This is a genomic window from Amycolatopsis sp. TNS106 (genome assembly GCF_019330265.1).
GTDB lineage: Bacteria > Actinomycetota > Actinomycetes > Mycobacteriales > Pseudonocardiaceae > Amycolatopsis > Amycolatopsis lurida.
The window spans coordinates 8,318,704-8,333,577 of the sequence record NZ_CP024972.1; the positions used below are offsets into that span (position 1 = coordinate 8,318,704).

14 protein-coding genes are annotated in these 14,874 nt (G+C 68.8%); 9 read left to right on the forward strand and 5 right to left on the reverse strand.

The features are described 5' to 3' along the window. A complete protein-coding gene (locus tag CVV72_RS38605; RefSeq protein ID WP_219149449.1) occupies nucleotides 1-345 on the reverse strand; it encodes a hypothetical protein in 345 nt (114 codons plus the stop codon). Continuing rightward, nucleotides 342-713, reverse strand: a complete 372-nt coding sequence (locus CVV72_RS38610) for a YbaB/EbfC family nucleoid-associated protein (protein WP_255632398.1) — start codon at nucleotides 711-713, stop codon at nucleotides 342-344. Before CVV72_RS38610 ends, CVV72_RS38605 begins: the two co-directional genes overlap by 4 nt. 116 nt (nucleotides 714-829) lie before the next feature. On the opposite strand from CVV72_RS38610, the gene mycP reads away from it, so the two are divergent. Beyond that, complete coding sequence (gene mycP, locus CVV72_RS38615; protein ID WP_219149451.1) at nucleotides 830-2,110, forward strand: type VII secretion-associated serine protease mycosin; 1,281 nt, start codon at nucleotides 830-832, stop codon at nucleotides 2,108-2,110. Nucleotides 2,111-2,910: 800 nt separating this feature from the next. Here mycP and CVV72_RS38620 read toward each other — a convergent pair. Next, nucleotides 2,911-3,213, reverse strand: a complete 303-nt coding sequence (locus tag CVV72_RS38620; protein ID WP_219149453.1) for a hypothetical protein — start codon at nucleotides 3,211-3,213, stop codon at nucleotides 2,911-2,913. A 4-nt stretch (nucleotides 3,214-3,217) separates the two neighbouring features. Continuing rightward, nucleotides 3,218-3,520 carry a hypothetical protein gene (locus tag CVV72_RS38625; protein WP_219149455.1) on the reverse strand — a complete coding sequence of 101 codons (303 nt, stop codon included), beginning with the start codon at nucleotides 3,518-3,520 and terminating at the stop codon, nucleotides 3,218-3,220. Between the two features lie 140 nt (nucleotides 3,521-3,660). Between CVV72_RS38625 and eccCa the strand changes: the two genes are divergently transcribed. From eccCa to CVV72_RS38655, 6 genes are all read left to right on the forward strand, one after another. Then, on the forward strand, nucleotides 3,661-7,629 hold the full coding sequence (gene eccCa, locus CVV72_RS38630; RefSeq protein WP_219149457.1) for a type VII secretion protein EccCa: 3,969 nt from the start codon (nucleotides 3,661-3,663) through the stop codon (nucleotides 7,627-7,629). 84 nt (nucleotides 7,630-7,713) lie between these two features. Beyond that, complete coding sequence (locus tag CVV72_RS38635; RefSeq protein WP_219149459.1) at nucleotides 7,714-8,097, forward strand: hypothetical protein; 384 nt, start codon at nucleotides 7,714-7,716, stop codon at nucleotides 8,095-8,097. Nucleotides 8,098-8,107: 10 nt separating this feature from the next. Next, nucleotides 8,108-9,598, forward strand: a complete 1,491-nt coding sequence (locus CVV72_RS41890; protein WP_219149461.1) for a hypothetical protein — start codon at nucleotides 8,108-8,110, stop codon at nucleotides 9,596-9,598. Between the two features lie 12 nt (nucleotides 9,599-9,610). Further along, nucleotides 9,611-10,027, forward strand: coding sequence for a hypothetical protein (locus CVV72_RS38645; protein WP_219149463.1), 417 nt, complete (start codon nucleotides 9,611-9,613; stop codon nucleotides 10,025-10,027). A gap of 34 nt (nucleotides 10,028-10,061) precedes the next feature. Beyond that, the gene (locus tag CVV72_RS38650) at nucleotides 10,062-11,252 is read left to right on the forward strand and encodes a hypothetical protein (RefSeq protein WP_219149465.1); all 1,191 of its coding nucleotides are present in this window, start codon (nucleotides 10,062-10,064) and stop codon (nucleotides 11,250-11,252) included. 129 nt (nucleotides 11,253-11,381) lie between these two features. Continuing rightward, nucleotides 11,382-11,774, forward strand: coding sequence for a CesT family type III secretion system chaperone (locus tag CVV72_RS38655; RefSeq protein WP_219149467.1), 393 nt, complete (start codon nucleotides 11,382-11,384; stop codon nucleotides 11,772-11,774). Nucleotides 11,775-11,856: 82 nt separating this feature from the next. Here the strand turns inward: CVV72_RS38655 and CVV72_RS38660 are convergent, their stop codons facing one another. Then, nucleotides 11,857-12,558: an IclR family transcriptional regulator gene (locus CVV72_RS38660; protein WP_007031477.1), complete on the reverse strand. Its 702-nt coding sequence runs from the start codon at nucleotides 12,556-12,558 to the stop codon at nucleotides 11,857-11,859. Between the two features lie 79 nt (nucleotides 12,559-12,637). On the opposite strand from CVV72_RS38660, the gene leuC reads away from it, so the two are divergent. Beyond that, on the forward strand, nucleotides 12,638-14,056 hold the full coding sequence (leuC, locus tag CVV72_RS38665; RefSeq protein WP_219149469.1) for a 3-isopropylmalate dehydratase large subunit: 1,419 nt from the start codon (nucleotides 12,638-12,640) through the stop codon (nucleotides 14,054-14,056). A 50-nt stretch (nucleotides 14,057-14,106) separates the two neighbouring features. Continuing rightward, nucleotides 14,107-14,709 carry a 3-isopropylmalate dehydratase small subunit gene (gene leuD, locus CVV72_RS38670; protein ID WP_219149471.1) on the forward strand — a complete coding sequence of 201 codons (603 nt, stop codon included), beginning with the start codon at nucleotides 14,107-14,109 and terminating at the stop codon, nucleotides 14,707-14,709. The last annotated feature ends 165 nt before the right edge of the window (nucleotides 14,710-14,874 follow it).

The window sequence follows — 14,874 nt, forward strand, 5'->3', positions numbered from 1 at the left end:
TCAGGAGAGCTGGACGAGGATGAAGTTGGCGGCCTCGGCGTCGTGCGCCACGTACGCCTTCACCAGGTTCTGACCGGCGACCGAGAGATCACGGTAGAAGACGGGGACCGAATCCGCCGCCTTGCGGATCGAGTCGTCCACGTCGCTCGTCCGGATGTTGAACGCCTCGCCGATCAGACCATGGCCGAACGTCCCCGGTGCCGGCAGCGTGGCCCTGATGGTGTTCCAGGCCTCCTGGAGGCGATCTCCTTCCGCGGACATCGCGTTCATCTGCTGGGCGGTGCCACCGGTGTACATGTCGACGAGACCGTCACCGTCCATGCGGACTCCGTCGTCCGTGCTCATCGCTCGCCTCCCGCGATCCGCCGGTCCAGTTCGTGCAGCGCGGGACCGAGGCGGAGATCGGCTTCCGCGGCGGTGGTACCGGCCGGGAACAGTTCCGAGACGAGGGCGAAACCTTCCTCGTGAGCGAGTTCGGCCGCGCGGTGGACGGTCTTCGTGATCTCCCGCGCGAGGCCCGTCGAATCGGGAGTGCGGAAGACCCGCGGGTCGAGGCGCAGTTCCATCAATTCGCCGTAGCCGCCGACCGTCGCGCCGATCAGCCCGTCGTCGGATTCGGCGGTGGCCCGGATCTCGGCCATCCGCCGTTGCTGCTCGCGCAGACCCTGTTCCGTCCTCAGGTATCCGGCTTTCCTGTCGGCGAAGGTTTCCACCGTGCCTCCTCGTTCGGTCGGTACGAGTGTCGCCGGAACGAAGGAATCGCGAGACGGCGTGACAGGTTGCGGCCACACCGGCGAGACCGGGCCCGTCCTGCCCGACGATTGCCGAGATGAGACGACTTCCGGCACTCGCGGCGGCCGGTGCGCTGGCCGCGGTACATCTGGTCGGCGGGGCCGTTCCGGCGTCCGCGGCTCCACCGGCAGGGGTGTGTCACGATCCCGAACCGGCTCACGAACGGGTCCGAGCCCTTCCCTGGCCTCAGCAAACCCTGGATCCGCAACGGGTCTGGCCGCGAACCCGGGGCGCGGGGGTGCTGGTCGCGGTGGTCGATTCGGGCGTCGACGCAGACCATCCCCAGCTGCGCAGGCCGGGCAAAGTGCGCACCGGTCGTGACTTCTACCTGCCCGGTGGGTTGCCCGGCTCGTTCGACTGCGTGTCACACGGGACCGGGGTCGCGGGCATCATCGCCGCCGATCCGTTGCCCGGCGTCGGCTTCCATGGCCTGGCGCCGGACGCGGAGATCCTGCCGGTGCGGATCACCGACCGGGACATCAGCGACCGGGGGGATTCGCTGCGGATCAACCCGGACGCGGTGGCCGCGGGCATCCGGTACGCGGCCGATCAAGGTGCCAGGGTGCTCAACCTGTCGCTGGCGGCGTTCAACGACTTCCCCGCCATCCGGGCGGCGGTCGCCCACGCGGTGGCCAGGGACGTGGTCGTGGTGGCGGCGGCAGGCAACGCGCAGCAGAACGCGCCCGCCGGAATGCCGTCCTATCCGGCGGCGTACCCCGGTGTGCTCGGCGTCGGCGCGGTGGACCGGGCGGGCGCACGGACGGGCACCTCGCAGATCGGCCCGTACGTCGGTATCGTCGCGCCTGGCGAGGAGGTGCTGACCACGACGAGAGAGGACGGTCACACACAGGTCGACGGAACCAGTTTCGCCGCGCCCTTCGTCGCCGCGACCGCGGCGCTGGTGCGCTCCGCGTGGCCGGGATTGTCCGCCGCGCAGGTGATCCAGCGACTCAAGGCCACGGCGGATCCGGCGCGAGGCGGACTCGGCAGCGACGCCTACGGCACCGGACTGGTCGACCCGTATCGCGCGGTGACCGACGGCCTCGATCCGGAGAAACCCGCGGCGATGCCCGTTTTCGTGCCGCCCCCTCCGGACCTCGCCGGACTGGAGAAGGCCGCGCGGATCGAGGAAGCGGGGAACACGGCGAAAGGGCTGACCGTGGCCGCGATCGGCGCGCTGGTGCTGGCCGGGCTGGTGGCGGCGCTCGTCCCGAGGGGGAACAGGCGACGTTGGCGGCCGGGAAAGGTGGCTTCGGTGCCCGCCGGGCCGCGCGTGGTGGAACCTCCCGAGCAGGTTTTCCTGATCCCCCGACGGTGACCCTCTTGATGCTCCGGCGCCGCACCCTCATCTGGCCGGTGCCTCGCGTGGTGCGCCCAATGCCACATTGGGCGCACCCGAGGTTCCGGGGCGGACGCCGGCACGGCCGGTAGCAAAGCAGCCATCGCGCCCAGTCCTCGTGAGTGGTACAGGCCGTTTCTCGGAAGAGATAAGGCGAAGGTGGCGTATGGGTCACTACGCACTTACCTGGCCGTGAAAGCCTCCTTGCCTACTCTGAGGGGGTCAGGGTCCCGGCAAAGTCGCATTACCGTCGGCCGGTGTCGCTCCTGGGACTCGAACGGGACATCGTCGTCGACTGTCCGGTGGGAGCGGGCGGCCGGTGCAGGTGGTCGTGTGTGGCGATTCGGGTTAGAACCCGAATCGCCACACACGACCACCTGCACCGACGCCACACCCGCCACCCCAGTCACACCAGCACCGTCGAGAGGCATCCATACCGGGCGGATCGGACAGTTTAATCCCGAGAGTGTCCTTTGTGGACGGTCTTAAGCCGTGGCAGGCGCTACCACCTGCACCACCAGCCACGCCCGCCTCACACGCAACGATTCACTTACCAACCCGAAACCGTTACCTGACTGGCGTCCCTTCTAGACAGTGAAGAACGCACCAGAATCATCACTCGGCACCAACTCGACCAGCGGTTTTGCGACTTCGCCGGGGCCCTGGCCTGAAGGTAGGGAAGGAGCCTTTCACCACGAAGCCGTGGTGACTAAGTACGTGAAGGCCCCCTTCACTGCGCTAGGCGCGGTGAAGGGGGCCTTCACGTACTTGAAACGGGATCAGAGCAGGCGATTGATCGACATGTCCCGCGCGTTCACCATCGTGTGGGCCCCGTTGGTCAGGGAGTTACTCGTCCGGTCGTGACCGTCCCACTGCTCATTGGCGAGAGCCTTGTTCAAGCGGTCCTTCTCCAAGACGGCTTGGCCGTATTCGCCCTGGGCGCCTTCATAACTGAAGTTCTGAGCGCGCTGGTGCAGGAGATCGGTGTTGTCGCGCGCTTCGGCGCCGGTCTTCTTGGTGGCCTGAGCCGTATCGAGGGTCTGGCCCACATGGACGGTGACCCTTTCCGAGTTGTACGCCATCTTTCTACCTTCCGTAGTTGAATCCGCCCGCGGCCTCCCCGTCGGCGGACTCGTGAGCCTGCAGGCCGTAGTGGATTCCGTCGGCGGTATCGCTGTAGTGGGTGCCCACCTTGGTGACCTGCGTCCCGAGGTTGTCGTAGGCGTCGTTGGCCGCGATGTTCATCCGGCCGCTGTTGTGCGCGATCATCGCCTGGGTGGTGCCGTTCAGCCGCTGTTGGCCGTCGTTGATCTGGCCGACCGACTCGGTGATGAACGAAACCTGGCGCTGACCCCTCACGAGATCGAGATCGACTTCTGGATGCGTCAAGGGGCTCTCCTTTCCTTCGTCGGATCGACGATCACTGTCCTTCTTCAGCGAAGGTAGGCGGTGTGGCGCCCTCGCTCGGCCGCCCGGCATCTTCCTGCCATCGCCGTCGCGAAGGCCGTGTGGGCGCGGACGATTCGGGTATGTCGACAGTCGTCGTGAAGAGGCCGGCCCGACGGCCCGCTCCGGACATGCCCGCCGGAGAGCTGCTTCTGCAGCCGCCGCCGGAGATCCCGCCACCGCCGTCGAGGCAGTGGGCGCAGATCTTCATGGTGCTGCCGATGGTGGCCATGATGGCGGCGATGCTGCTGATGTACTCGGGCTCCATCGGCGGATCCATGCGCTTCGTCGTCTACGGCCTGATGGGCGTCGGCATGCTCGGCATGGTCGCCATGGGTTTCCTGCAGGGCGGCGGCCCGAGTAAACGGGAGATGGGCCACGCCAGGCGGAAGTACCTGCGCCACCTTTCACAGCATCGGTTGCGGCTGCGCCGTTCGGCCCGCAAACAGCGCGCGGCGATGGAGTACCTGCACCCGGACCCGGCCTCGTTGTGGTCGCTGGCCGTCAGTTACCGGCTCTGGGAACGGCGCAAGGAAGACCCCGACTTCGCCGTCGCCCGCATCGCTCGCGGACGGCAGCGCCCCGCGCTCACCGTGGTCGCCCCGGACACGAAGCCGCTCGAAGAGCTCGAACCGCTGTCCGCCTTGGCGTTACGCCGGTTCGTCACGACCTACGCCACGATCGACCGGCTGCCGATCGCCATCGCGGTCAACGGGTTCAGCCGGATCCACGCGCGCGGCGATCGCGACGCCGTACTGGGCATGGTGCGCGCGCTGCTGGCCCAGCTGGCCGTCATGCAGTCCCCGGACGATCTGCGCGTCGCGGTCTGCGTCAGCGAAGATCGCCGCGCCGACTGGGAATGGGTCAAGTGGCTTCCGCACGTTCTGCATCCGGAGCGCACCGACGCACTCGGCCCGCTGCGCCTGGTCGCGACGACGATTCCCGCGCTGGAGTCGATGCTCGAAGAGGAGCTCACCAAACGGCCCCGGTTCGATCCGGAGGCGGCGACGCGCCTGCCCGGCCCGCATCTGGTGGTGGTCCTGGACGGCGGCGCGGTCGCCGGTTCCGACCATCTGATGACCGGTGGCGGTGTCGAAGGGGTGACCGTGGTGGACCTGAGCACCGCGCCGCCGAGGGCTTTCGACCGGACCACCGTGCTCCTCGACGTCTCCGCGGACGGCGATCTGCTCAGCGAGACCGTCGACGGCGCGGTCCCACTCGGCCGGGCCGACCGGCTCGGCGCGGTGGCCGCCGAAGGCCTCGCCAGGCAGCTGGCGCCGTTGAGGCTGACCTCGGGCCTGCCGGGGGAAGCGCCGATGAGCGGTGAACTCGGTCTCGCCGAACTGCTGGAACTGGGTGACCCCTACGACTTCCACCCCGATGACACCTGGGTGCCCCGGCCCAATCGCGACCGGCTCCGGATCAAGCTGGGGATCAAGGAGGACGGGACGCCGATCGAGATCGACCTGAAGGAATCCGCTCAGGACGGGATGGGCCCGCACGGCCTGCTGATCGGTGCGACCGGCTCGGGCAAGTCGGAACTGCTGCGCACGCTCGTGCTGGCGCTGGCGGTCACCCATCCGCCGAACTCGCTGAACTTCGCCTTGGTCGACTTCAAGGGTGGCGCCACCTTCAGCAGGCTGGACAAACTCCCGCACACCAGTGCCGTGATCACGAACCTCGCCGACGAGCTGCACCTGGTCGACCGGATGGCCGACGCGATCAACGGTGAGCTGATCCGCCGTCAGGAACTGCTTCGCGCGGCGGGGAATTTCTCGTCCTTGCGCGACTACGAGAAGGCGAGGGCGGCGGGTGCGCCGCTCCCGGAGGTGCCCACGCTCCTGGTGATCTGCGACGAGTTCTCCGAACTGCTCTCCGCCAAGCCCGACTTCATCGACATGTTCGTCCAAATCGGACGGGTCGGCCGGTCGCTCGGCGTGCATCTCCTGCTCGCCTCCCAGCGGTTGGACGAAGGCAGGCTGCGTGGTCTCGAAGCCCACCTGTCGTATCGGATCGGGCTGCGCACCTTCTCCGATATGGACAGCCGCGCGGTGCTCGGGGTACCGGACGCGTTCAAACTGCCGAGGGCTCCGGGGCACGGCTTCCTCAAGGTCGGTACCGAACCGATGGACCGCTTCCGGTCCGCCTACGTGTCCGGCGTGTACCAGCGCGCCACCGGGGCGGGCTCGGCCTCGGCGTCCGCCGAGGCGTTCGCACTGCACGAGTACACCACCGCGTACCTCGCCCCGGACCTCGACGATCCGCCGGAGGAGCACGCCGGAAACGACGATCCGGACCTGGGCGCCGGCGAGACCCTGCTGGACATCCTGGTCGACCGGCTGGAAGGGCGGGGAGCCGCGCATCAGGTGTGGCTGCCGCCGTTGAGCGACTCGCCGACCCTGGACCAGTTGCTGCCCTCACTGGTCATCCATCCGCAGCGCGGGGTGACCTCGAATTCGGCAGAGGCGGTGGGTGCGCTGCGCCCGGTGCTCGGCATCGTCGACCGGCCGTACGAGCAACGACGCGACCCGCTGATGCTGGATCTGTCCGGTGGTGCCGGGCATGTGCTGGTGCTCGGGGGACCTCGTTCGGGCAAGAGCACCACGCTGCGCACGATCATCACCAGTGTCGCGCTCACCCACACACCGCGGGAAACGACCTTCTACTGCCTCGATTTCGGTGGTGGCGCACTCGGCTCCGTCGCCGGCCTGCCGCATGTCGGCGGTGTCTCCGGCCGTCTCGACACGGGCGCGGTCCGGCGCACCATCGCCGAAGTGGCGACCCTGCTCGCGCAACGGGAACGGCTGTTCGCCCAGCATCAGATCGACGGGATGGCCACCTATCGCAAGCTCCGGGCCGAGGGTGGATTCGCCGAAGACCTCCACGGTGACGTGTTCCTCGTCATCGACGGCTGGCTGACGCTGCGCAACGACTTCATGGATCTCGAAGAGACGGTCAACGACATCATCGTGCGTGGCCTCGCCTTCGGTGTCCACGTCATCGCCGGCGCCACACGTGCCTTCGATCTGCGGATGAACGTCCGGGATCTCTTCGTCAGCACGCTGGAGCTGAAGATCGGCGACCCGATCGATTCGGTGATCGACCGGCGGGCCGCGATGAGTGTGCCGCCCGATTCACCGGGACGAGGCGTCGCGATGAGCGGGCACCAGATGCTCGTCTCGCTGCCGAGGGTGGACGGCGTGTCCGGCACCGAGGATCTGGCGACCGGGGTGGCGACGCTGGTGGACGCGGTCAAGAAGGCATGGCCGGGGGCGCCCGCTCCCTCGGTCCGGTTGCTGCCGCCGGTCCTGCCCTACCTGGAGCTCCCCGCGACCGACGAACTGTCCGGATCGGACGCAGGCTTCGCCGTCGGCATCCACGAGCGCGACCTCAGCCCGTTGCGCCTCGACTTCGCCGACGACCCGCATTTCCTGGTGCTGGCGGACATCCGCAGCGGCAAGACCAACTTCCTCCGGGTGCTCGCCAGGCGGATCTGCCAGGCGTACACGCCGGAAGAGGCTCAGATCGTCCTCGTCGACCACCGCAGGGGACTGCTCGGTGAGGTCGACGGCGAGTACCTGATCGGCATGGGTGTCAACGATTCCCACAGCTCCGAGTTGCTGGCACAGGTGGCCGAGCGGCTCACCGCCCGGCTGCCGGGCCCGGACGTCACCACCGACCAGCTGCGGAACCGCAGCTGGTGGACCGGTCCGGAGATCTTCGTGCTCGTCGACGACTACGACCTGGTGGCGACGCACAAGGACCATCCGCTGTTCGCGCTCTTCCCGTTGATCGCACAGGCTTCGGACATCGGCCTGCACGTCGTGCTGGCCCGCCGCAGCGGTGGCGCGGGTCTCGGCCTCGGCGAGCCGTTCCTCGCCAGGCTGCGCGACGTCGGCGCGTCCGGCCTGATGATGTCCGGTGACCGGGACGAAGGGCCACTGCTCGGCGGAATGCGTGCCCAGGTGCTCCCGCCCGGCCGTGGCTGGCTCATCGACCGGCGCGGGACCAAGAGCCTGACCCAGGTCGCCTGGCTGCCGCCCAAGGAATGACCGGTGGCCGCTTCCTGTCGCGGCCCGCCCGCCACGCCGTCGGCGTGGTTGCCTTCACCAGACCGAAAAAACGAGGAGCGGACAATGGGATCCGGTGATTCCGTCGACGGTGACGTCGCGGTGATGATGCAGGCCGCGCAGAGTTTCAACAACATCGTGCAGGACGTCCCGAAGCTGATGGGCCGTTCCGTCGACGCCGCGTGCGGCAACGGCCTCGCCGAATGCGGTCCGCTCGTGCAGGCCGACGCCTACGCGACCAAGACACTGCAGACGTTCGTCCAGAACGTCAGGTACGGCATCGCGGCGTACGGGAAGTTCGCCCAGCGCTCCGGAATCGAGTACCGCGACGCGGACGAAGCGGCCGCGGCGGGAATTCTCCAGGACTGGCGGGCCGATCAAGGTACCGGGCTTCCGGATATCACCAAGGCGCTCCCGCCAGGGGTGGCCGTCGCGCCGCAGACGAAATAGGAGAGCCAGTATGGGCGGACTCTTGGGGGGCCTGTTCGGGTACTCCACCTTGGGACTCAAGGAGCAGCACCAAAAGATCACGGCCGAACTCCCGCATATCAAGGGGCTCCACGCGGCGGCGGACATGTGGGACGAAGCGGCCACCTGGATCGCGGACAAGGCCGTCGCCTTTCACCAGCAGGTGGAGAACCTGGTCTCGAACTGGCCGGACGGGGCGGGCGCCGCCTTCGGTGCCGTGGCCAAGCAGGACATCGACACCCTGCGTTCGTGGGTGCAGACACCGGACGCACAGATCCCGGTGACCAACGGGTTCACCCTCCCGATGCTGCCGAGTACGGTCCAGTCGCCACTGAGCCGCCCTTCGCACGGCATCACGATGTCCAATGTGGCCAACCGGCTTCGCGCGCTGGCCGACGACATCAAGAGGACGTTCGACTATGTGGACACCCTGTACCGCGACTATCACGCCCTGTTCGACAACAGGCCGGGTGTCCAGGCCGAGGACAGGAAGGCGGTCGAGAACGACTACCGGGTGAAGGCGGGCCTCGCACTCGACAACCTCGCGCGCCATTACCGGGATGTCTCGGACAACGCGTTGCCCGACGCCAGGGGGCTGGCGTGGACCGGCCCGCGCAGTGACGTCGTCCCGACGGTGAAATCCGATTCACCGGCGACCGACCCCGGTGGAGGCGGGAATCCGAGCAGCACCGGAGGAGACCCGGGAGCGGCTAACCCCGGTGAGACCCAGGAACCGAATCCCGCCGACACCCCGGAGACCCCCGAAGAACAGAAGCCGCTCACCCTCCAGGAACAGCTGGATCTGGCCTCGTCGGGGCTCGACGTCGCGAGCAAGGCGGTCGACCTCGGGGGAAAGGTCGCCGAACAGTTGCTCGGCTCGGGTGGGGCCGGATCGGTGGACGTGCCGGATCCGGCGACCGTGCCGAATCCGTTGGAAGGCTGGAAGCCCGGCGAGTCTCCGTCGCTGAGCGGCCTCTCGTCCCCGGACAATCCGCTGGGCCTGCCGACCCTCGCGGGCCTCGGCGACGGTGGCGGGGGAATCGGTGGCGGCCCGGGGGCGGGCGGAATCGGTTCGGGCGGCGGCGTTTCGCCGATGCCAGGCACCGCGTCACCGGCGGCCGGCGTGGCGGGCTTCGGGGCAGCGGTGCCGGGAACCTCCGCCGCGGCGGGGTCGGCCGGCGGAACGGCAGGACTCGGCGGAAGCCCGGGGATGATGCCGATGTATCCGCAGAACGGCGCGGGCGGGCGAGCGGGCGGCGGCGACATCAGGCCGGGAGCCGCCGAACACGTCAACGCGGTCCGTTCACGCAAACCCGAGGGCGAACCGGGCGTGGCACTGCGAGGCAGGGCGGGAGCGGCGCCGCGCCCGCCGGTCACCAGGCAGCGCCCGGCCGTCGAAAACGACGTCGTGCACGTGCTCGACGAAGACCTGTGGCAACTCGACCCGGCCACCGATCAACCGAAATACCGCACCCGATACTAGAAGGAGGGGCTCATGTCCGACGTCGTAGACGGCGACCCCAGTTCGATGTTCGCTTATTCCCAGCAGCTCAAGGCACCACCGATACCGGCCTCGGTGACCGCGGGCCTCGCGACACCGGCGAATCTGTCCGGGATGGTCGAGAGCGCGCTCTTGTCGGTGCTGGACATGGCCGTCACCGCCGAGATCAACGCTTATTTGGGCGTTATCACCGCCGACATGGTCACTTACGGCGCGAAGGTCAAGCAAGCTGCCGCGACCTATTCCCTCGCCGACATCACCAGCGCGCTCGACCTGGCCACGTCCGGGGTCAAGCTCGGCCAGAAGGTGGTCGGCGTCGCGAAGCAGGTGTCCGGGGCCGCGGGCTCGCAGTCCGGCACGACGGATCCCACCCAGACGGCCGCGGGCGACGGCTCGCCGCAGACGACCTAAGGAGCCTCTCTTGTTCCCGTATGGCGTACTTCCGATGGAAGTCATGGTCGGGTGCATCACGCAGACGCAGGCCTGTGTCCCGGTCCTCATGCAGAAGTCGACGATGTGGAAGGAGGCGCGCGCCTGGGTCGAAGAGGCCAAGGTGGAGTTGCAGACCCGCGCCAACGACCTCGCCCCGGACTGGACCGACGACGCGGGCCGGGCGTTCGAGGAGAAGACCAAGCTGTCACTGGCCGACCTGACGATGTGGGGTCAGCGGATCGACGACTCCCAGGTGTCGGAGAAACTGGCCTCGCTGGCGGCCGCCCTGCCGGAGGCACAGGGGATCGTGCTCGGGATGGCCGCCGAATACGAGGCCATGATGCTCAGCCTCAACTTCCCGGGAGCGTTCGGGGTGCAGCAGAAGGCGGGCGTCTTCCTGAGCGGATTGGGTACTCGCTTCGACACGACGATGCTGTCGATGTGCGCGGCCGCCGGGATCGCGAATCCGGCCGATCTCCTGCCCGGTTTCCCCCAGGTCACCGGTTCCGCCGCGGACGCGGTGAAAACGGCCGACGCGGCGATGAACCTGCTCACCGAGGTGCAGAGCCTGAGCGAATCCCTCGGTGGTGGGGCGGGCGGGAAGCTGCCGGACTCGTCCGGCCTTCTCGACGGCTGGAACGGGTCGGAAGCGCCGTCCGCGTCCGGCCTCGCCTCGTCCGCGGGGAACGGGCCGACGCTGGCCGGGCTGGCGCCGAACGCCTTGGCGTCCGGCAATCTCCCGGGTGCCCCGCTGAGCGCCCTGTCCGGTGGCGGCCTGCCGTCGAGCGGCCTCGGGGCGCTGCCGCCCATACCGCTGGGAACGCTCGGCGCCGCCGGTGGCCTCGGCGGGGTTCCGGCGGCATCGCGGGCGGGTTCGGGAAAGCGCGCCCTCGGTTCGATGGCGGAGATCCCGCCGGGCGGCACGATCGGTTCCGCGAAGGGCGCCGGAGGCGGGATGATGCCGCCGGGGATGCCGCAGCACGCCGCGGGGACGGCCGGAACGGTGCGACCGGGAGCGGCCGAGCACCCGCACGAGCGTTCCGAAGAGGCGCCGAGGCCCGCTTCGGGAGCCGACGGTGTGGTGGCGGCATTGCGGGGCAGAGCCGTCGACGGTGACGGGACCGGCTTCACCATCCCTGGTCACCGGCGGGCCGAGTCGGACACGGGATCGCTGCAACTGCTGGAGGACGACACCTGGCAGTGAGCCGAGGGGCCTTCCCGTCCACAGCCGGCTGGTCCCGCACCTGGCCTCGCCGAGACCATCGACACTCTTCCGCCCCGGATGTGCCATGCTCGACAGCGCACGAGGCGGCGAAACCGAGAGGTGACGAGGGTGTCCATCTGGGCAGGCGTGATCAATTTCGTCCGGGCGCGGTACGAGGTGCTCGAAGAGCGGGGAGACTGGCTCCGGTTCCGGGTCGACACCGGCGACGGCCGCGGTCAGCAGGTCTCCTTGCACCACTTGCCCGACCACGACGGCGCGGAGTGGGTGGAGATCTCGTCCCCGGTCGGCTGGGCCGACAAGATCGATCTGCGGCGCCTGCTCGAACTGGCGGGCGGGGACTCGGTCGGCGGCGCGGCGGTGGTCGACGGTGTCGCGCTGCTGAAGCACACGATCCCGCTGATCGACCTGAACCTGGTCAACGAGTTCGAACACCCGCTGAACGCGCTCGTCACGCGTGCCGACACCTTCGAACACGAGCTCACCAAGGCCGACGAGTTCTGATAGGACCCTTCGGAAGTACGTGAAGGCCCCCTTCACTGCGCTGGACGCAGTGAAGGGGGCCTTCACTCGTTTCGAGGGGGGCTCAGAGGCGCTCCTGTAGCGCGTCCGCGGCGGCGAGCAGGTCCGCGGCCCAGCGCGCCCCCGGTTTACGCCCTATACGTTCGATGGGGCCGGAAACCGACACCGCGGCGACGACGGTGCCCGTCGAATCCCGGACGGGCGCCGAGACACTCGCCACACCGGGTTCCCGCTCCGCCACGCTCTGGGCCCAGCCGCGGCGGCGGACTTCGAGCAGGGTGCGCTCCCCATACACGGCCTCGGTGAGGATCGTGCGCTGGGTGTGCGGATCCGACCACGCGGCGAGCACCTTCGCGCCGGAGCCCGCGGTCATCGGCAGCCGTGAACCGATCGGCACCGTGTCACGGAGCCCGCTCGGCGGCTCCGCGGTCGAAACGCACACGCGCTGGACGCCGTCGCGGCGGTACAGCTGAACGCTTTCGCCGGTGATGTCGCGCAATTTCGGCAGCACCGAACTCGCCGCGTCGAGCAGCGGGTCGGTCGAACCGCCCGCCAGTTCCGCGAGCGCGGTACCCGGGCGCCAGCGCCCGTCGGGGCCGCGGCGCAACAGGCGATGCACTTCGAGGCCGACCGCGAGCCGATGCGCCGTCGCGCGCGGCAAACCGGTCCGCGTGCACAGTTCCGCCAGGCCACAAGGATCTTCGGCCACGGCCTGAAGCACGGCCACGGCCTTGTCGAGTACTCCGATACCGCTATGCTGTCCCACAAGCCGATACTATCTTCCCGAAGTTTGAGATGTCCAGATGGTGGGAAGTACCGATTTCACCGCATGTGAGGAGCCGGAAATGCCCCGGACACTGGCCGAGAAAGTGTGGGAGTCGCACCTGGTGCGGCGCGGGGAGGGGGCCGAGCCCGATCTGCTCTACATCGATCTCCACCTGCTGCACGAGGTCACCAGCCCGCAGGCGTTCGACGGACTCCGCCTGGCCGGCCGGAAACTGCGCCGCCCCGACCTGACCATCGCGACCGAGGACCACAACGTCCCGACGATCGACATCGAGCTGCCGATCGCGGATCCCGTGTCCCGCACCCAGGTCGACACCCTTCGCGCCAACTGCAAGGAGTTCGGCGTCCGGCTGCACCCGATGGGCGACGCCGAGCAGGGCATCGTGCACGTCATCGGCCCGCAGCTGGGCCTGACGCAGCCGGGGATGACCGTGGTGTGCGGCGACAGTCACACCTCGACGCACGGGGCCTTCGGCGCGATGGCGTTCGGCATCGGCACCTCCGAGGTCGAACACGTGATGGCGACCCAGACCCTGCCGCTCCGTCCATTCAAGACGATGGCGATCACGGTCGACGGCGAACTGCGCCCCGGCGTCACGGCCAAGGACGTCATCCTCGCGGTGATCGCGAAGATCGGCACCGGCGGAGGGCAGGGCTACGTCCTCGAGTACCGCGGCGAGGCCATCGAAAAGCTGTCGATGGAAGCCCGGATGACGGTGTGCAACATGTCCATCGAAGCGGGCGCGCGCGCCGGGCTCATCGCGCCGGACGAGACGACGTTCGCGTATCTGAAGGGCCGTCCGCACGCTCCGCAGGGCGCCGACTGGGACGCCGCCGTCGAAAACTGGCGCGAACTCCGCACCGACGACGACGCCGTCTTCGACGCCGAGGTGCGCCTGAACGCCGACGAGCTCACGCCTTTCGTGACCTGGGGCACGAACCCGGGCCAGGGGCTCCCGCTGGGCGCCGAGGTGCCCGACCCGGAGCGGATCGGCGACGAGAACGAGCGCATCGCCGCTGAGAAGGCCCTGTCCTATATGGACCTGAAGCCGGGCACGCCGCTGCGTGAGATCGCGGTGGACACCGTCTTCCTCGGCTCGTGCACGAACGGCCGTATCGAGGATCTGAGGGCCGCCGCGGACGTCCTGCGCGGGCACAAGGTCGCCGACTCGGTCCGCATGCTCGTCGTCCCCGGCTCGATGCGCGTCCGCCAGGCGGCGGAAGCCGAAGGGCTGGACCGGGTCTTCACCGAAGCCGGCGCGGAATGGCGTCAGGCGGGCTGCTCGATGTGCCTCGGCATGAACCCGGATCAGCTCAAGCCGGGCGAGCGGAGCGCGTCGACCTCGAACCGCAACTTCGAAGGCAGGCAGGGCAAGGGCGGCCGTACGCACCTGGTCTCACCGCTCGTCGCGGCCGCCACGGCCGTGCGGGGCACGCTGTCCAGCCCCGAAGACCTGCAGCCGGCCGTCGCCCACTGACGGCGCTGACGGCACTGACATCGCTGACATCCGCGAAGGAGTTCCCACCCATGGACGCGTTCACCCACCACACCGGCGTCGGGGTCCCGCTGCGCAGGTCCAACGTGGACACTGACCAGATCATCCCGGCGGTCTACCTCAAGCGCGTGAGCCGCACCGGCTTCGAAGACGGGCTCTTCGCCGCCTGGCGTTCCGACGAGTCGTTCATCCTCAACCAAGAGCCGTTCAAGAACGGGTCGGTCCTGGTCGCGGGCCCGGACTTCGGCACCGGGTCCTCCCGCGAGCACGCGGTGTGGGCCTTGATGGACTACGGATTCCGGGCCGTGATCTCCTCCCGGTTCGCGGACATCTTCCGCGGCAACTCGGGCAAGCAGGGTCTCGTGGCCGCTCAGGTCGAGCAGGCGGACGTCGAACTGCTGTGGAAGCTGCTCGAAAACGAGCCCGGGACGGAGGTCACGGTGGACCTCGAGTCGAAGACGGTACGAGCCAAGGACTTCACCGCGCCCTTCCAGATCGACGACTACACCCGCTGGCGGCTCCTCGAAGGGCTCGACGACATCGCCCTGACACTCCGCCACGCGGAGGAGATCGACACTTTCGAGACCCGGCGCCCCTCCTGGAAGCCGGTGACCCTCCCGGCGGTCTCCTCCTAAGGCCGGCCGAAGGGGGCGGATTCCCTTGCTGAGCAGGGAATCCGCACCCCGGCCGGGGTCCTCCACGACCGCCCCGAAACCACACCGAACGGCACCTCGAGAGGCCCTGAAGGGGTCCCTCGGGAGGCGGAACAGCCCCCGAGACAAGGGAAATTTCCGCGCGTC